Origin of the sequence: uncultured Stenotrophomonas sp. (assembly GCF_913778665.1) — a bacterium.
GTDB lineage: Bacteria > Pseudomonadota > Gammaproteobacteria > Xanthomonadales > Xanthomonadaceae > Stenotrophomonas.
Genome location: NZ_CAJYVQ010000012.1, coordinates 47788 through 74689, shown reverse-complemented (window position 1 = coordinate 74689; position 26902 = coordinate 47788). Strand labels below are relative to the sequence as shown.

General features: G+C 65.6%; 23 protein-coding genes. 8 read left to right on the top strand and 15 right to left on the bottom strand.

The window, feature by feature from the left end:
• Positions 1-136 precede the first annotated feature (136 nt).
• From QZ853_RS17995 to aceE, 3 genes are all read right to left on the bottom strand, one after another.
• The gene (locus tag QZ853_RS17995) at positions 137-757 is read right to left on the bottom strand and encodes a DUF3226 domain-containing protein (protein WP_295576610.1); all 621 of its coding nucleotides are present in this window, start codon (positions 755-757) and stop codon (positions 137-139) included.
• 1 nt (position 758) lies between these two features.
• A complete protein-coding gene (locus QZ853_RS17990) occupies positions 759-1865 on the bottom strand; it encodes an ATP-binding protein (protein WP_295576609.1) in 1107 nt (368 codons plus the stop codon).
• Between the two features lie 125 nt (positions 1866-1990).
• Positions 1991-4678 carry a pyruvate dehydrogenase (acetyl-transferring), homodimeric type gene (gene aceE / locus QZ853_RS17985; RefSeq protein WP_295576608.1) on the bottom strand — a complete coding sequence of 896 codons (2688 nt, stop codon included), beginning with the start codon at positions 4676-4678 and terminating at the stop codon, positions 1991-1993.
• Between the two features lie 545 nt (positions 4679-5223).
• Here aceE and QZ853_RS17980 point away from each other — a divergent pair.
• Positions 5224-5784 (top strand): PadR family transcriptional regulator, encoded by a 561-nt coding sequence (locus QZ853_RS17980; RefSeq protein ID WP_295576607.1) that lies wholly within the window; start codon positions 5224-5226, stop codon positions 5782-5784.
• A gap of 60 nt (positions 5785-5844) precedes the next feature.
• Positions 5845-6642 (top strand): siderophore-interacting protein, encoded by a 798-nt coding sequence (locus tag QZ853_RS17975; RefSeq protein ID WP_295576606.1) that lies wholly within the window; start codon positions 5845-5847, stop codon positions 6640-6642.
• Here the strand turns inward: QZ853_RS17975 and QZ853_RS17970 are convergent, their stop codons facing one another.
• Complete coding sequence (locus tag QZ853_RS17970) at positions 6643-7503, bottom strand: hypothetical protein (RefSeq protein ID WP_295576600.1); 861 nt, start codon at positions 7501-7503, stop codon at positions 6643-6645.
• Positions 7504-7653: 150 nt separating this feature from the next.
• Between QZ853_RS17970 and QZ853_RS17965 the strand changes: the two genes are divergently transcribed.
• Positions 7654-8055 carry a hypothetical protein gene (locus QZ853_RS17965; RefSeq protein ID WP_295576593.1) on the top strand — a complete coding sequence of 134 codons (402 nt, stop codon included), beginning with the start codon at positions 7654-7656 and terminating at the stop codon, positions 8053-8055.
• A 187-nt stretch (positions 8056-8242) separates the two neighbouring features.
• Here the strand turns inward: QZ853_RS17965 and QZ853_RS17960 are convergent, their stop codons facing one another.
• The gene (locus tag QZ853_RS17960; protein ID WP_005415047.1) at positions 8243-8950 is read right to left on the bottom strand and encodes a YceI family protein; all 708 of its coding nucleotides are present in this window, start codon (positions 8948-8950) and stop codon (positions 8243-8245) included.
• Positions 8951-9036: 86 nt separating this feature from the next.
• On the bottom strand, positions 9037-9627 hold the full coding sequence (locus QZ853_RS17955) for a malonic semialdehyde reductase (protein ID WP_295576587.1): 591 nt from the start codon (positions 9625-9627) through the stop codon (positions 9037-9039).
• Between the two features lie 126 nt (positions 9628-9753).
• Here QZ853_RS17955 and QZ853_RS17950 point away from each other — a divergent pair, with 126 nt between their 5' ends.
• From QZ853_RS17950 to QZ853_RS17935, 4 genes are all read left to right on the top strand, one after another.
• Positions 9754-10740, top strand: coding sequence for a mitochondrial fission ELM1 family protein (locus tag QZ853_RS17950; RefSeq protein ID WP_295576585.1), 987 nt, complete (start codon positions 9754-9756; stop codon positions 10738-10740).
• Positions 10741-10807: 67 nt separating this feature from the next.
• On the top strand, positions 10808-11659 hold the full coding sequence (locus QZ853_RS17945; protein WP_295576583.1) for a DUF2145 domain-containing protein: 852 nt from the start codon (positions 10808-10810) through the stop codon (positions 11657-11659).
• Between the two features lie 34 nt (positions 11660-11693).
• A complete protein-coding gene (locus QZ853_RS17940) occupies positions 11694-12209 on the top strand; it encodes a hypothetical protein (RefSeq protein WP_295576581.1) in 516 nt (171 codons plus the stop codon).
• A gap of 76 nt (positions 12210-12285) precedes the next feature.
• Positions 12286-12846 carry a queuosine precursor transporter gene (locus tag QZ853_RS17935; RefSeq protein ID WP_295576579.1) on the top strand — a complete coding sequence of 187 codons (561 nt, stop codon included), beginning with the start codon at positions 12286-12288 and terminating at the stop codon, positions 12844-12846.
• Between the two features lie 51 nt (positions 12847-12897).
• Here QZ853_RS17935 and glnE read toward each other — a convergent pair whose 3' ends face one another.
• On the bottom strand, positions 12898-15693 hold the full coding sequence (glnE, locus tag QZ853_RS17930; protein WP_295576577.1) for a bifunctional [glutamate--ammonia ligase]-adenylyl-L-tyrosine phosphorylase/[glutamate--ammonia-ligase] adenylyltransferase: 2796 nt from the start codon (positions 15691-15693) through the stop codon (positions 12898-12900).
• 290 nt (positions 15694-15983) lie between these two features.
• Here glnE and QZ853_RS17925 point away from each other — a divergent pair, with 290 nt between their 5' ends.
• A complete protein-coding gene (locus tag QZ853_RS17925) occupies positions 15984-17498 on the top strand; it encodes an acetyl-CoA hydrolase/transferase family protein (protein WP_043035710.1) in 1515 nt (504 codons plus the stop codon).
• A gap of 49 nt (positions 17499-17547) precedes the next feature.
• Here the strand turns inward: QZ853_RS17925 and QZ853_RS17920 are convergent, their stop codons facing one another.
• The 8 genes from QZ853_RS17920 to QZ853_RS17885 form a co-directional block, all read right to left on the bottom strand.
• Positions 17548-18912 carry a VOC family protein gene (locus QZ853_RS17920; RefSeq protein WP_295576571.1) on the bottom strand — a complete coding sequence of 455 codons (1365 nt, stop codon included), beginning with the start codon at positions 18910-18912 and terminating at the stop codon, positions 17548-17550.
• A gap of 163 nt (positions 18913-19075) precedes the next feature.
• Entirely contained in the window at positions 19076-19564 is a 489-nt protein-coding gene (locus QZ853_RS17915) for a hypothetical protein (RefSeq protein WP_295576565.1), read from the bottom strand.
• A 31-nt stretch (positions 19565-19595) separates the two neighbouring features.
• Positions 19596-20348: an HAD family hydrolase gene (locus QZ853_RS17910; protein ID WP_295576559.1), complete on the bottom strand. Its 753-nt coding sequence runs from the start codon at positions 20346-20348 to the stop codon at positions 19596-19598.
• Positions 20349-20443: 95 nt separating this feature from the next.
• Positions 20444-20848 (bottom strand): EF-hand domain-containing protein, encoded by a 405-nt coding sequence (locus QZ853_RS17905; RefSeq protein ID WP_295576552.1) that lies wholly within the window; start codon positions 20846-20848, stop codon positions 20444-20446.
• Positions 20849-21080: 232 nt separating this feature from the next.
• The gene (locus QZ853_RS17900) at positions 21081-21452 is read right to left on the bottom strand and encodes a hypothetical protein (RefSeq protein ID WP_295576545.1); all 372 of its coding nucleotides are present in this window, start codon (positions 21450-21452) and stop codon (positions 21081-21083) included.
• A 117-nt stretch (positions 21453-21569) separates the two neighbouring features.
• Positions 21570-22283: a M15 family metallopeptidase gene (locus QZ853_RS17895; RefSeq protein ID WP_295576538.1), complete on the bottom strand. Its 714-nt coding sequence runs from the start codon at positions 22281-22283 to the stop codon at positions 21570-21572.
• Positions 22216-23757, bottom strand: a complete 1542-nt coding sequence (locus QZ853_RS17890; RefSeq protein WP_295578953.1) for a serine hydrolase domain-containing protein — start codon at positions 23755-23757, stop codon at positions 22216-22218. Before QZ853_RS17890 ends, QZ853_RS17895 begins: the two co-directional genes overlap by 68 nt.
• Before the next feature lie 92 nt (positions 23758-23849).
• On the bottom strand, positions 23850-26873 hold the full coding sequence (locus QZ853_RS17885; protein ID WP_295576531.1) for a TonB-dependent receptor: 3024 nt from the start codon (positions 26871-26873) through the stop codon (positions 23850-23852).
• Positions 26874-26902: the final 29 nt, after the last annotated feature.

Genomic DNA, 26902 nt, shown 5'->3' with positions numbered 1-26902 from the left:
GCCTCAGCATCCGAAATACTTCTCATTCTGGCGCCTCTCGAGAAGGGATCGATTACATGTAACTGTCTAGAGAAACTCTGCCAAAAAGTCAATTATCGACTCACACCGTCGCAACGCAGACTTTGCCGACACAACGCTACACAGTTAACTGTCGATACCAACTTTCGAAGTCCAATGCATTTGCCGCTCTAGCGTCGAAGTAGTTACAGTTAACCGCCAGACCCAATGGGCGCCCCGGAGATTCCTGCCATGCCAAATAAGTATGCACAACAGCCTTCTTGATACCAGTTGGCCCAAACCTCTTCTCTGTAGCGTCCAAACCGTCGACCACATTGGTCGCTTTTCCCAAAACAGGATCAGACGGCACAATCAGTGACAGCAGAAAATCCTCCAGGGCGCCATTATCCCTATTGTTCGGCATAAGCCAAACAGCTACCAACCGATTGTCATCCCCCCGCGCCACAAACCCACCATCTGGCGGCATCTCCGGGAAAGGACCAAACCCCTCAGGCTCAAGCTTTTCGCAAATATCCGACCAACGCTGTTCAATTACATTGTCCGAGTCGGCAATTATCCCTATTACCCGATGGGATGAAGATTTCAATCTAACGGGTATTGAAGCTATAAGGTTGTCCCAGCCCTTTGAGTCGACAAATTTAATCTCCCCCTCCACGAACGCGCCGCGCTTAGATAGGACATGAATGATCGCATGAAGATCATCATTACCTTCTACAAGTACAATTCGCTCATCGACCATATCATCGGACCTCGATTCCTTGCTTCGCCGCAATTGCAAGCTCGCTCTCGTTGAATGTAATCATCCTTACACCCTTTTTCGAATCTTGGATGCGGAACAAATAGGCATCCTCATTCTGATCGGTAGAGGCCGCCCTTTCAAATGACTTAATACAATCCCAACTGTGAGTTGCAGCAAAAACCTGCACATTTAATCGCGCCGCAGCCTCGAATATCAACTTCCATACCGATTGCTGCACCGAGAAATGGAGTCCATTCTCAATTTCATCAATAATGAGAATTCCGTTCTTCGCGCTAACAAGAGCAAGCGCAACCCCCATTAGCCTTGCAACACCATCACCCAATACACGAAGCGGCATCGGACGCGGGAACCGATTACTGCGAATCATGAAATGACGATCACGTCCGCCACCCTGAACTAACGAGATCCGCTCGACGCCAGGCAAAATCAAGCGGAGCGCCGATAGTACATCTTCCTCCAAGTCCGTCAGACTGATGCTGTCCCACATTCGCCCCATTCGTTCTTCACTTAATCCCGCCGAAGTCACAAATACCGATCTATCAAATTCGAAATCGTCGGCAGATTTTATCGAAGATCCCGCATAACTTTCAGAAATCTCGAACGGGTAGGTTCGAAGCCGAGAACCGAAGTTGACGTGAAGAGCAAATGCACGAAGGAAATCATCATCCGAGAATGTAATCAGGTCTCTCTGGAGGCCAATAGACTCCACAGAAACACCCGGATCCATATGCGTTAAATTGACAAAAAGCTCTGGGAGAGAATCATCTGCCGAAGACAGGACAAAGTGCGGATCACCTTCCTCATCAATCGATTGATAGAAGAGATTTCTAAAACTCTGATAAAACTCTTGTAGTTGATCATAGTCTCGAACCCTCAACCTGACTGGCTCTTTTCGGGCTGCCATTACGGCGAAAAAACCACCCAAATTGGCATTTCCAGCGTAAAGTTGAACTGCTTCAAGTATGCTAGTTTTTCCGCAACTGTTTTTACCGACGATTAGATTTACGCGACCCAGATGGGGAATTTCCAAGTCGCGAATTCCACGATAACCGCGTATTCTGAATGAAGTCAGCAGGGGGCGCGCCATCTTTCTATCCCGTAAATGATAATAAACCGCAGGCCACTTGATTTGATGTCCGCCCGGCAATCATAGTCTAAAAAAGAACAGGGCGGCCTATAGCCGCCCCGTTGACTTGATGAGTCGGGATAACGTCAAACCCCAACAGGGTTAGCCTTCTCCGGATCAATCTTGTACTGCTTGATCGCTCGGGCCACATCCTTCGCGGTCATCTTCCCTTCCTTCGCCAGCGCCGCAATCGCGGCATGCGCGATGTAGTACCGGTCAACCTCAAAGAACCTACGCAGGTTCGCACGCGTATCCGAACGGCCGAAACCATCGGTACCCAGCACGGTGTACGACATCGGCACGAACGCGCGGATCTGGTCCGCATACGCACGCACGTAGTCGGTGGCGGCAATCGCCGGGCCCTGGCGGCCTTCCAGCAGCTCGGTCACGTAGGCCTTGCGCTGCTCACCTTCCGGATGCAGGCGGTTGGCACGTTCCACGTCGAAACCATCGCGACGCAGTTCGTTGAAGCTCGGGCAGCTCCAGATATCGGCGGTCACGCCGAAGTCCTTGTCCAGCAGCTCGGCGGCGGCGATAGCTTCGCGCAGGATGGTGCCCGACCCCAGCAGCTGCACGCGCAGCTCGCCCTTCTTCGGCTTGCCGGCGTCGGTCAGCAGGTACATGCCCTTGACGATGCCTTCGGCCGCGCCTTCCGGCATTTCCGGGTGGATGTAGTTCTCGTTCATCAGGGTGACGTAGTAATACTCGTCCACCTGGTCTTCCATCATGCGCTTGGTGCCGTGCTGCAGGATCACCGTCACTTCGAAGCCGAAGGTCGGGTCGTAGCTGCGCACGTTCGGAATGCCACCGGCCACCAGATGGCTGAAGCCATCTTCGTGCTGCAGGCCTTCACCGTTCAGCGTGGTGCGGCCAGCGGTGCCACCCAGCAGGAAGCCGCGGGTACGCATGTCGGCGGCCTGCCAGGCAATGTCGCCCACGCGCTGGAAGCCGAACATGCTGTAGTAGATGTAGAACGGCAGCATCGGCACGTTGCTGACCGAGTAGCTGGTACCGGCGGCCATCCAGGAGCTGATCGCACCCGGCTCGCTGATGCCCTGCTGCAGCACCTGGCCGCTCTGGTCTTCGCGGTAGAACATCAGCTGGTCGGCGTCGACCGGCTTGTACTTCTGGCCGAACGGCGCGTAGATGCCGATCTGGCGGAACAGGCCTTCCATGCCGAAGGTACGGGCTTCGTCGGCCACGATCGGCACGATGTGCGGGCCCAGTTCCTTGTCACGCAGGGTGATGTTCAGGCTCTGTACGAACGCCATGGTGGTGGAGTAGCTGCGCTCGCCGCTGCTCTTCAGCAGGCGCTCGTAGGCCTCCAGCTTCGGTGCCACGAAGGTCTTGTCGGCCTTGCGGCGGCGCTGCGGCAGGTAACCGCCCAGCGCGGCACGGCGTTCCTGCAGGTACTGCACTTCCGGCGAATCCGGGCCCGGGTGGTAGAACGGCACCTGGCCGTCGGCCAGCTGCGCGTCGGTCACCGGAATGTTGAAGCGGTCGCGGAAGTGACGCACCGCGTCGTCGTCCAGCTTCTTGGTCTGGTGGGTCGGGTTCAGTGCTTCACCGGCGCTGCCCATGCCGTAACCCTTCACGGTCTTGGCCAGGATGACGGTCGGCATGCCCTTGGTGTTCACGGCCTGGTGGTAGGCGGCGTACACCTTGTGCGGGTCGTGGCCACCACGGTTCAGGCGCCAGATGTCGTCGTCGCTCAGGCCGGCAACCATCGCAGCGGTTTCCGGGTACTTGCCGAAGAAATGCTCGCGGGTGTACGCGCCGCCGAAGGCCTTGCAGTTCTGGTATTCGCCGTCGACGGTTTCCATCATCAGCTTCTTCAGGACGCCGTCGCTGTCCTTGGCCAGCAGGGCATCCCAGTAACCGCCCCACAGCAGCTTGATCACGTTCCAGCCGCCGCCACGGAACACGCCTTCCAGTTCCTGGATGATCTTGCCGTTGCCGCGCACCGGGCCGTCCAGGCGCTGCAGGTTGCAGTTCACCACGAAGATCAGGTTGTCCAGGCCTTCACGGCCGGCCAGGGCGATGGCACCCAGGGTTTCCGGCTCGTCGCTCTCGCCGTCGCCGATGAAGCACCACACCTTGCGGTCGGACTTCTCGATCAGGCCACGGTTTTCCAGGTAGCGCATGAACTGCGCCTGGTAGATGGCGGCCAGCGGGCCCAGGCCCATCGACACGGTCGGGGTCTGCCAGTAATCGGGCATCAGCCACGGGTGCGGGTACGAGGACAGGCCACCGCCGTCCACTTCCATGCGGAACTTGTCCAGCTGCTCTTCGCTGATGCGGCCTTCCAGGAAGGAACGCGCGTAGATGCCCGGGGCGCTGTGGCCCTGGATGAACAGCAGGTCGCCCGGGTGGTTCTCGCTGGGGGCGCGCCAGAAGTGGTTGAAGCCCACGTCGTACAGGGTGGCGCCGGAGGCGAACGAGGCGATGTGGCCGCCCAGGTCACCCGGCTTGCGGTTGGCGCGCACCACGGTGGCCATCGCGTTCCAGCGGATGATCGAACGGATGCGCCATTCCAGCTCGGCATTGCCCGGGCTCTTGGCCTCGAGCTGCGGCTCGATGGTGTTGACGTACTCGGTGGTGGGAGAGAACGGCAGGTAGGCGCCCGAACGACGGGTCAGTTCCACCATGCCTTCCAGCAGCTGATGCGCGCGCTCGGAGCCCTCGACATCAATAACGGCCTTCAACGACTCGATCCACTCCTGGGTTTCCACAGGATTCGGGTCGTTGTTCAGCACCTCGTTCAACCAGTTCATTAGCGCTCCCATAACCGCACGCACGCGCGCGACTGTTGTATAGATATCTAGACCGCAAAGTGTAGCGCACCAAGGGCTTTCGTCACTTGGCTACGCTGGCGTATGGAGGCAACCGGCCAGTGTACGCAAGGGGCGTGCAAGCGCCCTTGACGCCCCTGCGGCGGGCCTTGGCGGCTGCGCGGGCTGTCGCTTGCGGGCCGCTGCGCCCATGTGCAGGACGCAGTGTTACCGCTGCCGATGACGGTTGCAGGGCAACGCCGATCGGGCTGTCGGCACGTTCCGGGGGCGGGGACTGAACCGGCGACAACATGTCGCATCTGCCTCTGGATCGAGGCCGGTTCTTGGCCCAGCGTGGGGCGCGAGTGATGGGCCCGCGGGCCCTGCTCCCTTCCACAGCATCGCCGGGGCGCCCTGCAAGGGGCGCCCCTTTTGCCGTCCGCGCGACGGGCCGTGGCCCAAATCACCCCTGCTTGTGGCCGGATCGGGTGTTGTCGCTTTCGACATATCGATATATCGTTTGCACACTCGTTTACCGATATATCGAAATGAGCCGTGCCTCTTCTCCCCGAGCCCGTTCCACCGATCCGGCGGTGCCGCGCCGCAATGGCCAGCCGCGGGTGCTCAGCCGCGGTGACCTGCGCCTGCTGGTGCTGGCCCTGATCGGCGAGCAGCCGCGCCATGGCTACGAACTGATGCAGCTGATCAGTAATCAGTTCATGCAGGCCTACACGCCCAGCGCCGGCACCATGTACCCGCTGCTGGCCAGCTTCGAGCAGGCCGGCTGGATCGAGGCTGAGGAAGTGGATGGCAAGCGGATCTTCCGCATCACCGCCGCCGGCGAGTTCGAGCTGAAGGTGCAGCGCACCCAGGTGCGCCTGGCGCAGCGACGTGCCTTCGACCGCGCCCGCGAGATCACCAAGGCCTCGCTGCCGCCGCCGCTGGCCACCGCCCTGCGCGAGTTCAAGCGGGCGCTGGTGCACCACCACGGCCGCTGGGCCGAGGGTGAGGCGGACGAAGTGGCAGCGCTGCTGACGCGGGCCTCGGCCCTGCTCAACGGCACTGCTGGTAGCGAGAGTCCCCCGTTTTCAACGACCCAGCCAGACTGATTCCAGCCAGGTCCTCCCCTACGCCGCGCAGCACTGCGCGACACCTTTGCAGGTATTCCCATGACCGAACACAACAACACGCGCCTGCGCTTGGATGTGCGCTTCCGTGAACTGACCGTGCTGCGTACCGAAGAAGTGACCCCGCACATGCGCCGCGTGGTGCTGGGCGGCGACGATCTGGCCGGCTTCGATTCGCCCGGCGCCGACGACCACATCAAGCTGTTCTTCCCCAACAGCAGCGGCGAGATGGTGCTGCCGGCCATGACCACCGAGGGCCCGCGCTACCCGGAGGGCAAGGAGCATTCGCCGGCCCGCGACTACACCCCGCGCTGGTGGGACCACGAGACCGGCGAGCTGGCCATCGACTTCGTGCTGCACGACCAGGGCATTGCCGGGCCGTGGGCCGAGCGCGCGCAGCCGGGCGACCCGTTGGTGATCGGCGGCCCGCGCGGCTCGTTCGTGGTGGCCGACAGCTACGACGCCTATGTGCTGATCGGCGATGAAACCGCGCTGCCGGCCATTGCCCGCTGGCTGGACGTGCTGCCGGACGGCGCCGAGGTGCAGGCCTACATCGAAGTGAGCGATGAAGCCGAACGCCAGGACCTGCCGCAGTACGAGAACGTGCGCATCCACTGGCTGGAGCGCAATGGCTTCCCGGCCGCCAGCAGCACGCTGCTGGAGGACATGCTGACCGACTTCGAGGCCCCGGACGGCGACGCCTTTTACTGGATCGCCACCGAATCGCGCCGGGCTCGGATGATGCGCAAGTTCATCGAAGGCCACCTGGGTGTGCCGCGCGACTGGATCCGTTCGACCGGCTACTGGAAGGCCCACCCGGACGAAACCGACGGCGATTGATCAAATGAAGGTGGGTGCGGACCGGCGTTCCGCACGCCCTTGACCATGCGGAGCCGAGCATGGGCTCGGCTCTAGAGGAGCGCGGGGCGCCGCCTGCCGCGTCCACCCGAACCGATACGCGGCCCGGATCTCCAGTGCCACCAGCAACGCGATGGCCAGCAACGGCAACAGCAGCCCGAAGTACACACCCGGCATCATGCCGTTGATCTGCGCCTTCACCAGCCGCAGCACGCCACGGGTGTGCAGCAGCTCGTCCACATGCATGGCCAGCGCCTCGCGCACCACCTTGGGCTCCAGACCGACCGTGCCGGCCTTGTCCACGAGCGTGTCTTCCACCATGCCGCGCAGCAGGCCTTCGCGCACCTTGCCGATCACCCAGCCGACGCCGCGCGCCAGCGGTCCATCGCCGAGGCGGTCTACGCCCGGCAACGGATGCTCGCTGAGGTAGATCGTGGCCAGCGAATCGGCGATGTCGCCCACCGTGCCTTGGCTGTGGAGCGCCTCACGCATGCGCTCATCTTCCAGCGAAGCAGTGAAGCCCTCGCCCCAGCCCGCCACCAGTGTCTGCAGGTGCGGCTGGAAATGATCGAGCTGCTTGAACAGCGCGCGGTGCGCACCGGCGGTGAAGCCCAGCTGCAGGCCGAAGAAGGCGGTGGCCAGCGGCAGCAGCACCACATAGCTGGCCAGCAGCCAGTGATGCCAGCGCTTGCGCCTCTGCAACCAACCCCGGCGATGCAGCCAGTGCCAGCCGAGGACGCCCAACACCAGCCCAAACAGCGTGCCAAGCACACTGCCGCCCACCAGATCGAGCACGCTCAGGCCCGTCCAGAATTCTTTCAACCAGTACTGCGCGTCCTGCATGGGTCCTTCTTCCGTGAATGAAACAGCGGCCCATTGTAGAGCCGGGTCCCTGCTCGGCTGCTTCGCCTTCGGTGGGTGCGGACCGTGGGTCCGCACAAGCCGCCCGGCAATGCGACAATCGCGCTCCTTTCCTGCAGCAACGAGGCCCACATGGCCAAACTCACCCTGGCCAGCGTGGACGCGCTGCGTACCCGCTTTGCCGATGACGCCGCCTGCGATGCGGCGCTGGCCGCCTTCGCCGACACCGTTGCTCTGCGCACGCCGCTGCGTGAGCTGGTGGAGGCGCAGCACCGCTACCTGCAGGCCGAATTTGAAGTGGCCCAGGTAGCCGATGTGCTGCGTCGTGACCAGAAGTACGCACCGGTGGGCCGCCCGTCGGTGCATATCGTGCAACTGCGCAAGCAGCAGGCTGCCACCAAGCAGGCGGCACTGATCGCCCGCCAGGTGGTGGCGCAGGCGGCGCAGACTTTCGCGCGCACGAGCGGGCTGGCGGTGAAGGCCAAGCAGAGCCCGAGCGAGGCGTGTGCGGCGTGGCTGGGCGCGTTGCGCTAAGGGTGCCGCCCGCGATGTGACGGAACCGACCGGCGGTAGCGTCGGCTGTTAGTCGACTCTACGAAGGCAGGTTTCCCGCACGGTGCAGGTTCTCGTGCGGCATCGGCGCGGATCGCATTCCCCAAAAAAAAGAAGGCCCGCTTTCCAGCGGGCCTTCTGCCTTCTCACGACGAGTGAGCGGGGTGCATCAGGCCGCCGGCTTTTCGCCGGTGGCTTCGGTGGTGATGCGGATCTTCACTTCATCGCTGACGTTCGGGGCATAGGCGCCGACGCCGAAATCGCTGCGCTTCAGCGTGGTGGTGGCATCGAAGCCGGCGGCCGGAACCTTGGCCATCGGGTGCTCGCCGCCGCCGTTCACGGTGACGTCCAGGGTGACCGGCTTGGTGATGCCCTTGATGGTCAGGTCGCCGGTGACGGTCAGCTTGTTGGTGCCGGCCGCTTCCACCTTGGTGCTCTTGAAGGTGGCATCGGCGAACTTGGCGGCGTCGAAGAAGTCGGCGCTCTTCAGGTGCTCGTCGAACTTGGCGGTGAAGCTGTTCAGGCCGCTCAGCGGCAGCTTCACTTCCACGGTGGACTTGGTCACGTCTTCGGCGTTGTACACCAGGGTGCCTTCAACGTTGCCGAAGTGCGCGCTGGGGTTGGAGAAGCCGAAGTGGCTCCACTGGGCCAGCACGTCGGTGTGGCTCGGGTCCAGCTTGTAGGTGCCCGAGGCGATCTTGATCGCTTCGGCGGCCGGGGCGGCAGCGGCGGCATCGGCAGCCGGGGTGGCGGCCTGCTCGGTGGTGGCCGGGGCAGCGGCATCGGCGGCCGGGGCAGCGGTGTCGGCCGGCTTGGAGCAGGCGGCGATGGCCAGGGTCAGGGCCAGCGGCAGCAGCAGTTTACGGGTGGCGCTCATCTCAGGAACTCTCCGGATCGTAGGGTGGGTACACAGTGCAGCAAGAGCCCGCCGCGGGACGGCGGGCCCGAAACCGATACAACGACTTACGCGATGCGCGCCGCTTCGTCGAACGACAGGCGCGGCAGACGCGGGAACAGGCCCGCCGGGTCACCGTAACCCAGGTTGACCAGGAAATTCGACTTGATGGCGGTGCCGGCGAAGAACGCCTCGTCCACCTTGGCATTGTCGAAGCCCGACATCGGGCCGGCGTCCAGGCCCAGCGCGCGCGCGGCCAGGATGAGGTAGGCGCCCTGCAGGCTGCCGTTGCGGAAGGCGCCTTCGTGGCGGCCTTCACGCGGGCCGTCGAACCAGGCCTTGGCATCGGTGTGCGGGAACAGGTACGGCAGCTTCTCGTGGAAATCCTGATCGAAGCCGACGATGACGGTGACCGGCGCAGCCAGAGTCTTGTCATGGTTGCCTTCGGACAGAGCCGGGGCCAGCTTGGCCTTGGCTTCGGCCGACTTCACGAAGACGAAGCGTGCCGGGCTGCCGTTGGCGGCGGTCGGGCCCCACTTCACCAGGTCGTACAGTTCCTGCAGCAGGCTGTCGGACACCGGCTTGTCGAGGAAGGCATTCTGGGTACGGGCGGTACGGAACAGCTGGTCCAGGGCGGCAGCGTCGAGCGCGTGGGACATCGGTGGATCTCCAGGGCGGCTAGGGGAAGTCAGTGCCCGCGGGCGGCGCGGGGCGAATCGACGAGCCGCAGTGTAGAGTGTCGCGACTGTTGCAACACCCAGCAGGGCTGAAACGAATTAATGCCGATGGTGAAACGATCGAGTGCGCCCTGGACGGTCACGGACGGCCGCGCGGGCAATGTCCGCCAGGCGGTCGCGCTGGCCTCGGCGCTGCGCCAAGGCACCCATCGACCGCTGGTCCTGCAGCCGCGTGCACCGTGGCGCTGGCTGTCGCCGCGACGCCTGCCCGGTGACGTGAACGGCTATGGGGAGGCATTCGCGACGCTGGCCGCCGAGGCACCGGCGCTGGCGATCGGCTGTGGCCGCCAGGCCGCCGGCGCCCTGCGCGTACTGCGCGCGCGCGGCAGCCAGGTGGTGCAGATCCTCGACCCGCGCATCGGCGCGCGCCATTGGGATGTGGTGGTGGTGCCCGAGCACGACGCCCTGCGCGGCAGCAACGTGCTGACCCTGATCGGCAGCCTCAACCCGGTGGACGATGACTGGCTGGCCTGGGGCCGCGCCGCGTTCGCCGGCTTCAGCACCCTGCCCGGCCCGCGCACCGCGCTGCTGGTGGGCGGCCCGACGCCCCTGGCGCCGTGGAACGAGACCGCGATGGTCGGTGTGTTCCGTGCGCTGGCCGAGCAGATCCGCAGCGAAGGCGGCAGCCTGCTGGCGACCACCTCGCGACGCACGCCGCCGGCGCTGGCCGAGATCCTGCGTGCGACCTTCGCCGACCTGCCGCACGTGATCTGGGGCGATGGCGGCGACGGCGTGAATCCGTATGGCGGCCTGCTCGGTTGGGCCAACCGCGTGGTGGTCTCGCCCGATTCGGTGAACCTGCTGTCTGAAGCCTGCGCCACGCGCATGCCGGTGATGGTGGCGCTGGCCGATACGGTGCAAGGGCGGCTGGCCCGCTTCCAGCAGCAGCTGCGCGAACGCGGGCGTTTGCAGCCGAAGTGGCTCGATTGGCAGTACGACCGCATCGAACCATTGCGCGAGACCACGCGGATTGCCGCCGAGGTCAAGCAGCGCCTGGGCCTGTGCAATGAAACGGGACGGCCGAAGGGGCGGTAGCGCCCGCCCGCTGCGCTGACCGGCGTATGATCAGCGCGCGGCCCTGACCGCCGTTGAAGGTACCGACATGGATCGTTTCTATCGCCTGCCCCGCGCCGCGCTGCTGTTCGCCAGCCTGCTGGCGACCACACCCGCCTGGGCCAACAGCACCGAGTGCCGCGAGCGCTACCCCAGCGTGGCGTCACAGGCGGCGATGCTGGACGTTGCCTGGACCACCGCCGAACGCCTGGACGCGCTGCCCGATGTGGACGTGGTGGTGGCCGCGCGCGGTGGCCAGGACCTGAGCCGCTACGGATTGCGCCACAGCCACCTGGCCTTCCTGCTGCGCGACGACGACGGCCGCTGGCGCGCGATGCACCTGCTCAACCGCTGCAAGACCGACAGCTCGCAGCTGTACCACGAGGGCCTGGGCAATTTCGTCGGCGAGAGCGGTGGCCACACCGATCTGCGCATCGGCGTGCCCTCGGCACCACTGCGTGCGGCACTGAAGGCGATGCTGGCCGCACCGTCGATCCAGCCCAAGGCGCTGCACGAAACGAAGTACAACGTGGTCGCCTATCCGTTCGCGACCGACTACCAGAACTCCAACCAGTGGGTGCTGGAAGTGCTGGCCGCAGCGATGGCGCAGGCCGACGGCGCGCCGGCCATCGTCAAGCGCGAACAGGCCCAGCAGTGGCTGCGCCAGCAGAAGTACCAGCCCAGCGTGCTGCATATCGGCCTGGGCAAGCGCGTGGGTGCGCGTCTGTTTGTGGCCAACGCCACCACCACCGACCACCCCGCGGGCGAACGCATCTCCGGCAACTACTCGGTGGTGACGGTCGAATCGGTGTTCGACTTCCTGCACCAGCGCAGCCAGCTGCAGCAGGAACTGGTGATCCCCCATGTGCCGGTGGCCGATGCCGCCGCCGCCGCGCCCTGAATTCCCTCTTTTCCCTCGCTCCCTGGAGGTCTGCATGTTCCGTTGCCTGCGTGTTCCCGCGTCTGCCCTGTTGTTGTCCGCACTGCTGGTGCCCACCGTCCATGCCGGCGCCGCGCCGCAGTTGAACAGCAGCCAGGCCAGCGTGATCATCACTTCGTTCGTGGTGCTGTCGTTGCCGCTGGCGGCGTCGATGGGCCTGTCCGAGCTGTCCAAGGCGCCGTTCGAGGCCAGCGAGCGCCACGGCAAGGCCACCCGCACCAAAGCGGTGCCGCTGCCGCCGATGGAGGTTAAGAAGGTGGAGACCACGCCACAGGGCGAGCGCAAGGTGCAGCTGCAGGTGCCCGACAAGGCCGACCAGACCGCCACCCTGCACTGGCCGGTCACACCGAAGGACCAGGACCCGACGGCGGCCTTTGTGGTCGGCCAGCAGGTGCGTTTCGAGCCGACCCCGGCCGGTGCCGGCTGGAACGTGAAGGGTGCCCAGGGCCAGACGCTGGCCTACGTGCCCACCGCCTACGCCGCCGGCGATGTGATGAGCGAAGCGCTCTAAAGCTGAACGACCGGTTTTGGCTTTGCCGCGGGCCGGGCGGATAATGGCCGATTCCCCTTGTCCCCCCTGGCTCGCCATGTCCGTGCGTCCTGCCCCCGTGTTTGCCCCGCTGACCCCGCGCGCCCTGGTGCTGGCGGTGCTGGCGATGGGCGCGGTGGTGCTGCTGTCGAACGTGCTGGTGCAGTACCCGATCAACGACTGGCTGACCTGGGGTGCCTTCAGCTATCCGGTGGCGTTCCTGGTCAGCAACCTGATCAACCGCCGTTTCGGCCCGGGCCCGGCGCGCCGCGTGGCCTGGATCGGTTTCCTGGTGGCGGTGGTGCTGTCGGTGTGGGTGGCCACGCCACGCATTGCGATTGCCTCGTGCTCGGCGTTCATCGTGGCGCAGCTGCTGGACATCACTGTGTTCGACCGCCTGCGCCGTGGCAGCTGGTGGCGCGCCCCGATGGTGGCCACCACCTGCAGCGCGACGGTGGACACCACGATCTTCTGGTCGATCGCATTCGCCGGTTCGGCGCTGCCGTGGGTGAGCTGGGCCGCCGGCGACCTGGCGGTGAAGCTGGCCATTGGCGTCTGCCTGCTGGCCCCGTTCCGCGCGCTGCTGTGGAAGATGGCGCCGCTGCGCGCCGCCGGCTGACTGCTATTGCCCTGGCAGGTGCCAACCTTGGTTGGCGTTCATTGCCACCGCTCAGGCGAACGGCAACTCTGCCGCACTGCACACCGCCGTGATGGCCGCGCAGGCCTCTTCAATCGCGGGCGTGGTCGGTGCCAGCCGCGGGCGCCGGTCCAGCGTGCACGCGAGGCCAACATCCAGCAACGTGGCATGTGCTCCATGCAGCGCCTGCGCCGTGTCTTCCGGCAGGAAACCGGCAGCGGCCAGTGCTCCGATCAACGCAGGGGTATCGCGCGGCTGCAGCAACGCCGGTACCTGCGCGCTGCGCGCCAGCACACCGGTCTGCAGCAGGAACTCCAGGTCCACCACGCCACCGGCGCCCTGCTTCAGGTCCAGCCGCGCGGCATCGCTGCGGTCCAGTTCGGCGCGCATGCGCGCGCGCATTTTCAGCACGTCGGCGTACAGGGTGGCGAGGTCACGTTCGCGACCCAACGTGCGCGCGCGTACCTGCTCGAAATCTTCCAGCAGGCTCGCATCACCGGCGACGCCACGCGCGCGCACCAGTGCCTGGTGTTCCCAGGTCCATGCGCGTTCGCGCTGGTATTCGGTATAGCTGGCCAGCGAAGACACCAGCGCCCCCTTGCCGCCATCCGGGCGCAGACGCACATCGATGTCATACAGGCGCCCGGCTGCGGTGACCGCGCCGAGCAGGGCCATGACCTTCTGCGCAAGACGTGCGTACCAGCGCCCGGGCTCCAATGGGCGCGCGCCATCACTGGCATCCACCCCGGCCGGATTGTCGTGCAGGAACACCAGGTCCAGATCGGAACCGAAGCCCAACTCCAGGCCGCCCAGGCTGCCGTAGCCGATGATCGCGAAGCGCCCGCCGGGAATCTCGCCGTGCGCGGCGCGCATGTCCGCTTCGGCCATCGCCAGCACCGTGATGACGACGGCCTGTGCCAGCTCGGCCAGTTGTCGCGTGCTGTCGACAGCGCCCTGGCGACCGTCCAGCGTGGCCATCGCCATCCGGAAGCTGAGCGCCAGCCGGGTCTCGTTGAGCCAGCGCAATTGGGATTCGGGATCTTCCACCGGCAACACCTGCCGGCATTCGGCCAGCATGCCGGCGAAGTCAGGCATCGGCCCGGACACGCGCACGTCCAGCAGTTCGTCCAGCAGCAGCGGATACGCCGCCAGGCGCTCTGCCAGCAATGCGCTGCGCGCCAGCACGTCGACCAACCGCGCCAGCGCACTCGGCTGCTCATCCAGCAGTGCGAGATAGCTGGTCCGGCGCAGCACCGCCTGCAACAGGCCGAGCACGCGCTTGAGCGCGGCATCGGGTTGTGGCGAACGCGTGGCCGCATGCAGCAGCGCCGGCAGCACGCGATCCAGGCGCGCACGCGCGGCATCGGACAATGACTTCACGCCGGTGCTCTGGGCGAAATCGCGCAGTGACTGATCGGCGCCGTTAGCATCGAGGAAACCGGCATCGGCCAACAGCGGCGCATTGCTGCCGTCGGGCAGGCTGCGCCAGTAGCTGGCCAACGCATCGGGCGCAGCCTGGCCCTTGCGCGGGGCCAGCAGTGCGGCGAATTCGGTGCTGACCCGCTGCTGCTGCACGGCCAGCGCCGCGCGCAGTACGTCCCAGTCCGGGTAACCGAGGCCGACGGCGATGCGCTCGCGGTCCAGTGCGTCGCCGGGCAGCACGTGGGTCTGTGCATCGCGCAGCATCTGCAGGCGGTTTTCCAGCCGGCGCAGGAACAGGTACGCCTCGCGCAGCGCACTGCCATCTTCCGGCGCGATCTGTCCGGCGGCCACCAGTGCATCCAGCGCCACCAGCAGGCGGCGTTCGCGCAATGCCGGTTCGCGACCGCCGCGGATCAGCTGCAGCGCCTGGCACAGGAACTCGATTTCGCGGATGCCACCGGCGCCGCGCTTGATGTCCTCGTGCAGTTCGCGGCGCGCGACCTCGGCGGTGATCGCCGCTTTCATCTCACGCAGGCCATCGAGCGCGGTGAAATCCAGATAGCGCCGGTACACGAACGGGCGCAGGGTCTGCAGCCATGCTTCGCCGGCCTCGATGTCGCCGGCCACCGCACGCGCCTTCAACCAGGCATAGCGTTCCCAGTCGCGGCCCTCGCGCTGGAAATACTGGTCCATCGCCGCGAATGACAACGCAACGCGGCCGGCGCTGCCGAACGGGCGCAGGCGCAGGTCGACGCGGTGGCTGAAGCCATCGACGGTGGTTTCGTCCAGCAGCTTGGCCAGGCGCTGGCCGAGGCGGGCGAAATACTCTTCGGCGGCCAGCGCGCGCGGGCCATCGGACTCACCGCCGTGCGGGTAGGCGTAGACCAGGTCGATATCGGAACTGAAGTTCAGTTCGCCGCCGCCCAGTTTGCCGAGACCAAAAACCACCAGCTGCTGGGGGGTGCCCTCTGCGTCGCGGACCACGCCGTGGCGCTGTGCGAACTCCTGCTGCAGGGCGTCCAGTGCCAGCCGAAGGCAGTCTTCGGCCAAGGTGGTGGCGCCAGCCAGGGTCTGCGCCACGTCGTCCAGACCGCCCAGATCGCGCCAGATCAGTCGTGTGGACATCGCGGTACGCCAGCGCCGCAGCTGCGCGGGCCAGTCGCTGGGCTGCAGCGGGTCGAGCACCGGCGCGGGAATCGGCGGGCAACCAGAGGCCGCCAGCTGCGCCAGCAGGGCCGGCTGGCGCACCAGGGTGTCGAGGGCGAAGTCGCTGGCCACGGCCAGCCGGGTCAGCAGCGGCTGCAGCTCGGCCGGGATGGGCTCAGGCAGCGCCTGGGCCAATCGCGACAGCGCGCGGTCGGCGACAGGCTTCAGGGAGGCGGGCAGTTCAGCGGGGGCGAGGGTCATGGGCTGATTGTATCGACCCGACCGATAATGCGGCCCCGCCCATTCATACGGGGCGGCAGGCAATAAAAAAGCCCGCTTGCAGCGAACTGCCAGCGGGCTCTGCTCCCTCCCCCACGTCGGGATGCAGGGCCATCGTGCGGGCTGCGAAAGCACTTTGCACGCTGCACTGCAAAACAAAACCGGCGGGTATGGGTGAGCGCTGGTGTGAAAAGCCATTCCACGAAGGTAGAACCCCCCGTACCGCGGGGGATGGCCGATAATCGGGTTTCCCCCCGAGAAACACTGTCGTCATGTCTGTTGATCGCATCGCCAACGCGCGTCTCCGCGACCGCGTGGTCTCTGCCGAGGCCGCAGCCGCGCTGATCCAGCCCGGTGAAACCGTGGCCATGAGCGGCTTCACCGGCTCCGGTTACCCCAAGGCCGTTCCGGTGGAACTGGCCCGCCGCATCGAAGCGGTGCACGCCCAGGGCAACCCCTTCCAGATCAAACTGATGACCGGCGCCTCCACCGCGCCGGAACTCGATGGCGCGCTGGCCAAGGCCGATGGCATCGCCATGCGCATGCCGTTCCAGAGCGACCCGGATGCGCGCAACCGCATCAACGAAGGCAAGCTGGATTACATCGACATCCACCTCAGCCACGTCGCCCAGCACGTGTGGTTCGGCTTCTACGGCGAGATCGATACCGCCGTGATCGAAGTGTCGGCCATCCGCGAGGACGGCTCGCTGGTGCCCTCCACCTCGGTGGGCAACAACAAGACCTGGCTGGACCTGGCCAAGAAGGTGATCGTCGAGGTCAACGAGTGGCAGCCGGCCGGCGTTGACGGCATGCATGACATCTACTATGGCACCGCGCTGCCGCCGCACCGCAAGCCGATTCCGCTGGTGAACGCCAACGACCGCATCGGCGACACCGCGCTGCGCTGCGATCCGGACAAAATCGTGGCGGTGGTGCGCACCAACGGCCCGGATCGCAACAGCCCGTTCAGCCCGATCGATGCGACCAGCGAACAGATCGCCTCGCACCTGATCGAGTTCCTCAAGCACGAAGTGAAGAAGGGCCGCCTGCCGCCGAACCTGCTGCCGCTGCAGTCGGGCGTGGGCAACATTCCCAACGCGGTGCTGGCCGGCCTGGCCAAGAGCGGTTTCCGCGACCTGGCCGCGTTCACCGAAGTGATCCAGGACGGCATGCTCGACCTGCTGCGCGACGGCGTGCTGAGCTATGCCTCGTGCACCGGCTTCGCGCTGAGCCCGCAGGCGAACGAGACGTTCAAGGAGAACATCGACTTCTATCGCGAGCGCATCATCATGCGCACGCAGGAGATCTCCAACCATCCGGAACTGGTGCGCCGCCTGGGCTGCATCGGCATGAACGGCATGATCGAGGTGGACATCTACGGCAACGTCAATTCGACGCACGTGATGGGCACGCGCATCATGAACGGCATCGGCGGTTCCGGTGACTTTGCCCGCAACGGTTTCCTGTCGGCGTTCCTGAGCCCGTCCACGGCCAAGAACGGCACCATCTCGGCGATCGTGCCGATGGCCAGCCATGTCGACCACACCGAGCACGACGTGTCGGTGATCGTCACCGAACAGGGCCTGGCCGATCTGCGCGGGCTGACCCCGCGCAAGCGCGCGCAGGTGCTGATCGATAACTGCGCGCACCCGGATTTCCGCGCGCAACTGCAGGATTACTTCGACCGCGCCAGCCGCGAGAGTTACGGCAAGCACACCCCGCACCTGCTGCCGGAAGCGCTGTCCTGGCACCAGCGTTGGCTGGATACCGGCACGATGAAGGGCTGAGACCCGGCCCCGGGGAGCCGAGCCCACGCTCGGCTCCACACGGCCCGCATCACGCGATACGCAGCGCCGCCAGCGATTCGGCCTGCAGCCGCTCGTAGATCTCGAACTCGTCATTCACCGCCACGCCCAACGCCTGCTCGAAGGCCTCGCGGTTCGCATGCGCGGCATAGGCGCGCTGCTCTTCGCCCCCCAGGTTCGACTGGAAGATGCCCGCGGCGCTGACCGGCAGGAAATCTTCGTAGACGATCGGGTCGGCCGTGGCCAAGCCGGTGGCCACCAGCACTTCGGCCGGCAGATCAGCCACGCGCTCGGGCGCGGCACGGCCGGCCTCGGTCAGCTGGTAGCGGTAGTAGCCCAGGCCTTCCTGGCGCAGGGTGTCGTGGTCATCCGGGAAGCTGGCAAACACCGCCTGCAGGCGCTGGCCGTAGTCGCCACCGGTGCTGCCGGCTCCGCCGGCGTCGCGCGCCTGCGCCAGCAGCTGGTCGTACAGCGCGCGGCCCTTCGGGGTCAGGGCAAGGCCGCGCTGTTCGATCTCGCCGAAGCGCGCGGTATGGGTGCCGGCATCGCCGCCCTCGCTGTCCGGGAAGTGCACCGCCTCTTCCAGCGCCTTGAAGCTGGTCTGCCGCAGCAGGATCGGGCAGGCGCGCCGCGGCGGGCCCTCGATCACCGCCTTGGCCGCCATGCCGTGTTCGATCATTGCCGCCTGCGCGGCGTCGATATCCAGCGTGCGCGGGGTGAGATGGTTGATGTGCGGGCCACGGAAGCTGACCACGTCGGCCACCAGCCGGTGCGCGTCGTGCAGCGCTTGGTAGGTCGGCAGATCGACGGTGGCATCACCATGCCAGCGGAAGGTTTCCAGCGCTTCATCGACGAAGCGATCGGCATCGGCCTGCGACAGGCCGCCGTCACGCTCGGCCTGCTCGATCAGCGCCAGCGCGCCGTCGGTGAAGATGCGGCGGCGGGCCAGGATCTTCGCCGATTCGGCACGCAGCGCTTGGTCTTCGATCAGCTCCAGGCGCAGCAGCGAGGTGAACACGCGGAACGGGTTCTGCGCGAGCGCGGCGCCGGTGAGCGGGCGGAACGCGGTGGAATGCACCGGCACGCCGGCCACCGACAGGTCGTAGTAGCCGACCGGGTACATGCCCATCACCGCGAACAGGCGGCGCAGCGTGGCCAGCTCCTGAACGGTGCCGACGCGGATCGCGCCATGGCGTTCTTCATCCAGCCGCGCGCGCTCGTCGTTGCGCTGCAGCTGCGCGGCCAGCGCCGGGTCCTGCACAAGCACCTGCGCGTTGATCCGCTCGACCAGTTCCACCAGCGTGCCGTACAGCGGCACTTCGGTGCGGTACATGCGGGACATGGCCTGCGCGAACAGGCGGCGGATCACATCGGGCGAAACGAAGGAGGCGCTCATCAGTTACTCGATTACGGGAACGGGGAACGGCGAAGCCGTATTGTCGCCGGAGTGCGCGGTGGCGGCGATACGCAGAGCAACATGAAGCAGATCGGCAGTACCGGCCGCGGGCCGGCAACCTCTGGACGCCTGGAATGGTGCAGTTGCCGGCGAGCGGCCGGCACTACCGGTTGAGCTGTCGCTTCAGGGTGGCATCGAGGGTGATCGGCCGGTCCCAGTGCGCATAGCTGGCCACGATGGCATGGCGCACGGCGCGCACATGCAGGTTCTGCGGTTTCACCGGCATGCGCTTCACCACCGCCTCCCAGCCGCCCTCAGGGTCCTGGCTGAAGGCGCGCACGCTGTCGCGGCAGGTCTGGCCGCTGGCCTTGGCCCAGAAGCAGGCGAAGTAGATATCCCCGGCCTGCCAACCATGGGTGGTGAACAGCGCGCTGATGTAGCCGCGCGGCACGCCGGCATAGCGCGACACCTCATCGAGGAAGGCGTCCGGGTAGCGCTCGGCGTAGTGGTTGATGTCCTGTAGCTGGGCATCGACCCAGCTGTCGCCGGTCTTCACCTCGTACGCGGCCGAACGTTCGGCCGTCTGCTGCGCCAGCACGGTGGCCGGCGCCAGCAGCAGGGACAACAGCAGGGCGTGCAGTCGGTGGTTCATGGCCCGATTCTGCCGCAGCCGCCTTCGCCTGTCAGGCCGCCGCGGCGGCCTTGGCCTCGATCGCGGCCAGCGCCGCCGGCCAATCGTGGGCGGTATCGGCATTGACCCTGCGCGGCTCGTCGTCGGCCACGCCGTGCTGGGTCTCGTGCGCCCAGGTCACCGCGTAAGGGGTGTGGATGCCCCAGCCACCGAGGGTGATCACCGGTTCGATATCCGAACGCAGCGAGTTGCCGACCATTACGAAGCGCTGCATCGGCAGGTCGAACTCGGCCAGCACGCGGGCGTAGGTCTCCGGGTCCTTCTCGGACACGATCTCGATGCGCGGGAACAGGTCGGCCAGGTTGGCGACCTTGATCTTCGCTTCCTGGTGGAACAGATCGCCCTTGGTGATCAGCACCACCGGGTAGTGCTCGGCGATGGCGCCCACTGCTTCGCGCACGCCGTCGATCAGCTCGACCGGGTGGCGCAGGGTGTCGTGGCCGATGTCGAGGATGCGCTGGATGTCCTTGGCTTCGATGCGCTGACCGGTGATGTCGATGGCCGCTTCGATCATCGACAGGGTCATGCTCTTCACGCCGTAGCCGAAGGTGCCCAGATGGCGCTGCTGGACTTCCAGCAGGTGGCGCGCGGTGTGGGTGTCGTGCACGTCGATGTAGCGCGACAGCAGGTCAAGGTAATCCTGCTCGGCCTTGCGGTAGTAGTCCTCGCTCTTCCACAGCGTGTCGTCACCGTCAAAACCGACCAGGCCGATGGCGCGCGACGGCGCAGGCGTGGGGGTGTTCATCGGCCAAGGATACAGGGCCGGCGATGCCCGGAAAAACCCGGGCGGCCGAAGCCGCCCAGGTCCCCATGCACCGGTTGTCCCGAATCAGGCAGCGATCACTTGCCGCTACCGGCACCCGCGCCGGCCTGCTGGGCGGCCACATAGGCCTTGTATTCGTCGGCGCTGAGCTCGCCGTCCTTGTTGGTATCGGCCTGGTCGAACACCTGCGCCAGGCCGGCGTTCACCTGCGCCTCGGACTTGCTGATGGTGCCGTTGCCATCGGTATCGATGCTGGCCCAGGTTTGGCCACCGCCATTGGCCTGCGCCGACGCTGCCGCGGCCGCGTTGGTCGCCTGGTCAGCGGCCTGGCCGGCCTGTGCAGCCGCCTGCTGGGCTTGCGCGGCTTCGTTCTGCGCATGTGCGGCCTGCTGCTTGGCTGACTGCGCCATCGCCGGAATGGCCAGTACGCTGCCGGCGGCGACGATCAGGGCGATCAGGGGCTTGCGGTTGCGAATAGTCATCGGGGGTGTCTCCTACCTGTTGGGTGGTGTTGCGCGGCCTGCTGCTTCCGCACGGCACCTACCCTGCCACCGCCTTTCTGAATCGATTTTGCGTCGCGACCGGCGTCCACACACGCGATTAACCACTGGCCCGCGTGCATGCATTAGCACGCTGGTTAGGGTGAAGTGAGTGGTGCATAAGCTGCGCATTCAGCGCCTGTGGATTTAACCGGCAGGCAACGAAAAACCTGCGTCAGTCGACGGTTTTCTCCGATGACCGCGAACTGAACATCAGCCATGCCAGCGCCACACCGGCCAGGGCGCCGGCGATCTCCAGCACCACGCGGCTGCCGAGTTCGTTCGGATCATGGATGGTGGAGAGGAAGATGCGCGCGTACAGCGGCGATTCCAGCCGCACGATGCCCATGTAGAACAACTTCCATGCATCGATGCCGGCGGAGATCACCACCGAGATGACGCAGGACCAGCCAATCGCATGGCCCATCGACCAGTGCAGCACCCGGCACAGCCGCGACCACAGGAGGTACACCAGCAGGCCGACCAGCAGGGCGATGCCGCCGGCTTCCAGGGTACCGAGCAGACCGAAGTGCAATGGAAGGTTCATCGATTGGGCAGTGGTGGAATGGCGGCCAGTGTAAGGGATCTGCCCCAGACCCCCTCCGGCACCCACAGTCGATCCACGCCATGCGTGGAGCTGACCTCAGGCCATGAAGGGTGCCCGCTACCGCACGGGAACGTCGTAGGCGGTCGCTGGATCCGGTTCCGGCTGGAACGTGTAGTGCCACCATTCCTGCGGATAGTTCACGAAACCACGCCATGCCATCGCCTGCACCAGCTGCCGCCGGTTGGCCTGCTGCGCTTCACTCAGCCCGCTCGTCCGTGTATGCGCACGCGGGCCGAAGAAGTCGAAATCGGTGCCCATATCCAGCGGCGTGCAGGTACCGATGCGGCAATCCAGCAGGCCGAGATCGACCGTGGCACCGCGGCTGTGGCCGGAACGTTCGGCGATATAGCCGTCGGCCAGCAGTTGCGGCTTGTCCAGGTCGGGGTATTGCGCGGCCTTGCGTGACTGCTCGCGCGGATCGTTCACCCAGGCCATGAAGGCCTGCACCGATCGTACCGGCCGATAGCAATCGTAGAGACGCAGGCCAAAGCCCTGCCCACGCAGATCCTGCTCCGCCTGGGCCAGTGCCTTCGCGACCGGCGCCAGCAGGTAGCAGGCCGGCGCCTCGTAACCGGGTACCGGCGCGCCGGTGAAGTTGTTCGCCGTCGCGTAACGGATATCCAGCTCGATGTGCGGCGACAGCGTGCGGATCTCCACCAGTCCGGCCACGGCGGCATCGGTGGCGGGCGAGACGCGGGGCGGCTCAGCGGCGTGGGCGGTCGCGGCCAGCGCAGTCGCCAGTACGAGTGAAATGCAGATCCTGGAAGTCATAGCTGAAGTCGATGTCCGGATCGATGGCGCGCAGGTCCAGCGTCGGCACCTGGCCTTCGCCCGGTTGCAGCCACGCCTGCGCCTCGTCGCCCAGCGTATCCCAGCGCAGCAGCCAGCGCCCTTGCACCTGCAGCACGTCGCCCTGCAGCTTCGGCGACTTCTCCACGCTGAAACGCAGGCCCTCCTTGCCCGGGCACAGCGAGGCCGGCCCCAGCCAGGGGTCGGTGTAACGGCCCTGCCAGCGTGGCAGATCAGTGCGACGTGTCTCGCGTGCCGGAGCCAGGGATGGCCGCTGATGGCCGGTCGCCACTCGCGCGGCCTGGTCAGCCTTCAGTTCAGCCAGGTACTCCGTCGCCGGACGCGCATCATCGGGTGCGGTAAAGCGCTTCAGCATGGCCTGCATCAACGCGGTACGCGCATCCTCGCCTTCGCCGTTGATCAGCATCACCACGCCCACCTTGCGGTCCGGCAGCAGGGCCAGCGACGAATACATGCCCGACAGCGTGCCGGTGTGCGCCACCTTCCACTGCCCGTCCATGTCCGACACCCGCCAGCCGTAGCCATAGCCGTAGAAGTGGGCGTTGTCCCAGCGCTGCTGGCGCTCGCTCAATGGCATCGGCATGTGCAGGGTCCACAACGTACGGCGCTGCCCGGCACTGAGCCAATCAGGGACCAGGGAAGAGTCCAGCAGCACCTGCATCCAACGCGTCATGTCGCGCAGCGAGCAGCGGATGCCGCCGGCCGCCATCGAGGGCAGGTCCGGGCTGATCGCAGCATCGGCGTTCACCACCTCATTGCGACCATCGCGCCAGGCATGGGGCTGCGCCACGTTGCCCACCTGCTTTACCGGCCACGCGCCCACCTGGCAACGGTCCATGTCGAGCGGCTCGAACACCTGCTCGCGCATCAGCTGATCGTAAGGTTTGCCACCGGCCGCTGCGGCCACTTCACCGGCCACCACATACATCAGGTTGTCGTAGGCGTAGCGGCTGCGGAAACTGCTGACCGGCTTCAGGTGCGCCAGGCCCGCGATGATGTCGGCGCGGGTGAATGTGTTCGGCTCCGGCCACAGCATCAGGTCACCCGCACCCAGGCCGAGGCCACTGTTGTGGATCAGCAGATCGCGCACCTGCATCTGCTGGCCGACCCACGCATCATGCATGCGGAAGCTGGGCAGGTAGCGCTGCACCGGGTCATCCCAGCGCAGCCTGCCCTGCTGCACCAGCCGTGCCAGCAGCGCGGCGGTCATCGCCTTGCTGTTGGAGGCGATCTTGAACAGCGTGTCCTGGTCGATGTCGCCGCCATCACCGCGCGCACCCTCCGCATGCTGGTAGACCACCTGCCCATTGTCGACCACCGCCAGCGCGATCCCGGGCAGATGCTCGCGGTGGACGATGGCCGCGACATCGGCATCGATGGAGGCCGTGGGAACAGCCAGCACCGCAATGCACACGTAGCGTCGCGCCTGCTCCACGGATCGGCGCCACCCGAAGCCGTCGAGCGAGCTCGACGCTACGGAGTGCGCGGCAACGCCGGGCACGCCCGGCGCTCCACGCGGCGTTGGCCTCAGAAGTTCCAGGTCACCACCAGCTGGGTATAGCGCGGGGCCTGCCAGCGCGTGCCGGTTGCAAAGGTCGCCTCGCGGTACTGGCCGGGCTGTGCTTCATAGCGCTGGTGCACGTTGATGGTCTTCTGGTTGTTGAACACGTTGTACACCGACAACCGCGCGCTGAGGTCGATGCCCTCCACCGGCAAGCGCCAGGTCACATTGGCGCCCATGTTCCAGGTCCACGGCAGGCGACCGAACGCACCACGCGGGCTGTACTCGAACTGCCGCTGGTTGTACGGGCCCGCGCAGTTGGCCACGCACAGCCAGCCGGTGCCGCCACCGCTGCCTTCACTGGACGTGCTGCCACCGGCAATGGAGTCGTTGGGCCACATCACGCCGTAGGCGGTAATCGGGCCACCGGACTGCACCTGCAGCGTGGTGCCGAACGACCACTGTTTGTTCAGTGCATACGCGGCGCGAAGCTTGAACTGATGGCGGAAGTCGTTGAACAGCACGCCATAGCGTTCGTTGGTAGCCGGATGATCCCAGAACTGCACCATGCCGGTATCACCGTAGTTGGTATCGGAGTTCACCGGGCCCTCGAAGTTGCCCTCGCTCTTGGACCACAGGTAGGACGCATTGAACAGCCACTTCTCGTCCCAGGCACGGTCGATCTGGAACTCCAGCGCCTTGTAGGTGCGCTTGGGCTTGGAGTACCCGATCACCTCGCCGCTGCCGCCCTTGCGGTAGCCGCTGTTGGCGGTATCGATGGTGATCCAGCCTTCGTTGGCGCAGCCGATGCTCTTGTCACCCCAGATCGTCAGGCTCTCGCCCGGGTTGGCGATCGGCCACAGCGTGCTCGGGGTCGGGCCGCACGGGGTGTAGTTGATGCGGATGTCATCCAGCGCGCGGGTCATGCGCCGGTAGGTGGCGTTGACGCCCCACGACCAGGCCTGGTTGATCATGTTCTGGAAGCCCAGGATGTATTCGTCCTGGTAAACCGCCTTCAGGTCACGGTCCACGCTCTGGCGCAGGTCAGCACCACCGGTATTCATGCGGGTGTCGGTCGGCCCGATCTGCTGGCCAACGATCGGGGCCATGTATGGCGATCCGGTCGGCGAGGTTTTCTGTTCCCAGCCGTTGAGCACGTAGTAGCTGTATTCGTCGGTCAAGCCGCCGGCGAAGTTCACGTTGATGTTGTTGGTGACTGGCAGGTAGTAGCGGCCGGCGTTGCCGAACAGCTTGCTGCTGCCATCGCCGCGCATGTCCCAGGAGAAACCGACGCGCGGCGCGATCAGGTCGTCCATCTTGATGAACGCCTCGCCGGCAGCGGTGCGGTTCTCGAAGCGGTCCCAGCGCACGCCGAGGTTCAGCATCAGGTTCGGGGTGATGTTCCAGATGTCTTCCAGGTAGAAGGCATTGGCCTCCGTTTCGAACGTACCACCGGATTTGCGGTTGCGTGCGCGCAGCATTTCGGTGACGCCCGCCGGCACGTAGGCATTGGCACCATCCCACACTTCATCGCCGGGACGCGCCACGTAGGCGGTGTAGCTCAGCTCGCTCGGACCCGGGTAGCGGGTGGACTGCTTGGTGGTCATCAACTCGCGGTCCACACCGAAGCGCAGCAGGTGGTCGCCAAGCTGCCATTCGAAGTCCAGGCGCGCCACATCGCGGGTATCGTCCCGCTCGGCCACGGCCGCACCGGTCGGATGGCAGCCGGCACGCAGGCCCTGCAGCTTGCTCAACCGCGGGCCGTAGGTGCTGTCGGTGAACACCGGGCTGCAGGCCTGGTCCAGCGACGAGTTGGTGAACGCGCGCTGGTTGTTCTGGCCGACCATGGCGCGGGCGGTGAAATTCTGGCCAAAGTGGCCGGTGTAGGTAGCCGACCAGTTGCGGCCGCCGGTCTCGGTAACCGAATCGCCGCCCCAGGCACCAAGCTGGTCAGCATTCCAGTTGTAGCCGTACGAGGCATTGGTGACGTCGCCTTCGTCGGAGAATGCCAGCAGTGCCAGGCTGTGGTTGTCGTTGATGTTCCAGTCCAGCTTGGTGCCCCAGAAGCCGTTGCCGGAATCGTTCTTGAACCAGGTGCTGCCATCGGACGAGGTGTTGTGACCCTTGTCGCTGCGGTCTTCGTACATCGCGAACAGGAACAGCTTGTCCTTGATGATCGGCCCGGAACCCCAGACATTGGTTTTCAGGAACGAGTTGTTGTCACGGCTGCCATAGGAATGCGGCGTGCCATCGCGATGGAAATGATCGCCGCCGCTGGCACGCCATGCACTGGGCTCGGCGGTGACTTCCACGCCGCCTTCGAATTCATTGCTGCCCGAGCGGGTCACGGCATTGATCACGCCACCGGTGGAGCGGCCGAACTCCACCGAGTAGCCGCCGGTCTTGACCTGGAACTCGTTGAAAAAGGCAAACGGCGCCGTGCTGAAGCCACGACGGGTATACATGTCGGTGACGTTCAGGCCGTTGATGAAGACCGCATTCTCGGCCACCGATGAACCGGCAAATGACAGGCCGCCAAAGGACGAGTTGCCCCCCACCACGCCCGGCGCCATCAGCGCCACCGCGGACAGATCCTGGGCCACCGGCAGCCGCGAGATTTCCTGGCGGTTGATGTTGAACGCGGTTTCGGTGGAGTAGACATCCACGCGATTGACCACGCGCGTACCGACCACCTGCAGTGCGTCAAGATTGGTGACGCCACCGCCGCTGGCCAGATTGACCGTCGTGGTACCACCGACGGCAACGCTCACCGATACCTGATCGCCCAGCTTCTGGCCATCGCGACTGAGCTGCAGCTGGTAGTCACCCACCGGCAGCTGGCCGAGACGGTAGCTGCCATCGCTGCCCACGGTGACGGTGCGGGTCAGGCCGGTGCTGCTGCTGACCACGGTGACCTGGTCACCGGCAGTTGCACGGCCGGCGACCGCGCCATTCACGTTCTGCGCCATCGCGATGCCGGGCAGCATTGCGCCCAGACACGCCCCAAGGGCGACGCACAACGCCGCCCGCTTGATGCTGTAAGCCTTCATCCCCTGCTCTCTCCTGCAAGAATTGAATG

What these genes read in the sequence shown, in the direction of transcription:
- QZ853_RS17995 (WP_295576610.1), bottom strand. Translation starts at nt 757, where the DNA reads ATGGTCGATGAGCGAATTGTACTTGTAGAAGGTAATGATGATCTTCAT.
- QZ853_RS17990 (WP_295576609.1), bottom strand. Translation starts at nt 1,865, where the DNA reads ATGGCGCGCCCCCTGCTGACTTCATTCAGAATACGCGGTTATCGTGGA.
- aceE (WP_295576608.1), bottom strand. Translation starts at nt 4,678, where the DNA reads ATGAACTGGTTGAACGAGGTGCTGAACAACGACCCGAATCCTGTGGAA.
- QZ853_RS17980 (WP_295576607.1), top strand. Translation starts at nt 5,224, where the DNA reads ATGAGCCGTGCCTCTTCTCCCCGAGCCCGTTCCACCGATCCGGCGGTG.
- QZ853_RS17975 (WP_295576606.1), top strand. Translation starts at nt 5,845, where the DNA reads ATGACCGAACACAACAACACGCGCCTGCGCTTGGATGTGCGCTTCCGT.
- QZ853_RS17970 (WP_295576600.1), bottom strand. Translation starts at nt 7,503, where the DNA reads ATGCAGGACGCGCAGTACTGGTTGAAAGAATTCTGGACGGGCCTGAGC.
- QZ853_RS17965 (WP_295576593.1), top strand. Translation starts at nt 7,654, where the DNA reads ATGGCCAAACTCACCCTGGCCAGCGTGGACGCGCTGCGTACCCGCTTT.
- QZ853_RS17960 (WP_005415047.1), bottom strand. Translation starts at nt 8,950, where the DNA reads ATGAGCGCCACCCGTAAACTGCTGCTGCCGCTGGCCCTGACCCTGGCC.
- QZ853_RS17955 (WP_295576587.1), bottom strand. Translation starts at nt 9,627, where the DNA reads ATGTCCCACGCGCTCGACGCTGCCGCCCTGGACCAGCTGTTCCGTACC.
- QZ853_RS17950 (WP_295576585.1), top strand. Translation starts at nt 9,754, where the DNA reads ATGGTGAAACGATCGAGTGCGCCCTGGACGGTCACGGACGGCCGCGCG.
- QZ853_RS17945 (WP_295576583.1), top strand. Translation starts at nt 10,808, where the DNA reads ATGGATCGTTTCTATCGCCTGCCCCGCGCCGCGCTGCTGTTCGCCAGC.
- QZ853_RS17940 (WP_295576581.1), top strand. Translation starts at nt 11,694, where the DNA reads ATGTTCCGTTGCCTGCGTGTTCCCGCGTCTGCCCTGTTGTTGTCCGCA.
- QZ853_RS17935 (WP_295576579.1), top strand. Translation starts at nt 12,286, where the DNA reads ATGTCCGTGCGTCCTGCCCCCGTGTTTGCCCCGCTGACCCCGCGCGCC.
- glnE (WP_295576577.1), bottom strand. Translation starts at nt 15,693, where the DNA reads ATGACCCTCGCCCCCGCTGAACTGCCCGCCTCCCTGAAGCCTGTCGCC.
- QZ853_RS17925 (WP_043035710.1), top strand. Translation starts at nt 15,984, where the DNA reads ATGTCTGTTGATCGCATCGCCAACGCGCGTCTCCGCGACCGCGTGGTC.
- QZ853_RS17920 (WP_295576571.1), bottom strand. Translation starts at nt 18,912, where the DNA reads ATGAGCGCCTCCTTCGTTTCGCCCGATGTGATCCGCCGCCTGTTCGCG.
- QZ853_RS17915 (WP_295576565.1), bottom strand. Translation starts at nt 19,564, where the DNA reads ATGAACCACCGACTGCACGCCCTGCTGTTGTCCCTGCTGCTGGCGCCG.
- QZ853_RS17910 (WP_295576559.1), bottom strand. Translation starts at nt 20,348, where the DNA reads ATGAACACCCCCACGCCTGCGCCGTCGCGCGCCATCGGCCTGGTCGGT.
- QZ853_RS17905 (WP_295576552.1), bottom strand. Translation starts at nt 20,848, where the DNA reads ATGACTATTCGCAACCGCAAGCCCCTGATCGCCCTGATCGTCGCCGCC.
- QZ853_RS17900 (WP_295576545.1), bottom strand. Translation starts at nt 21,452, where the DNA reads ATGAACCTTCCATTGCACTTCGGTCTGCTCGGTACCCTGGAAGCCGGC.
- QZ853_RS17895 (WP_295576538.1), bottom strand. Translation starts at nt 22,283, where the DNA reads ATGACTTCCAGGATCTGCATTTCACTCGTACTGGCGACTGCGCTGGCC.
- QZ853_RS17885 (WP_295576531.1), bottom strand. Translation starts at nt 26,873, where the DNA reads ATGAAGGCTTACAGCATCAAGCGGGCGGCGTTGTGCGTCGCCCTTGGG.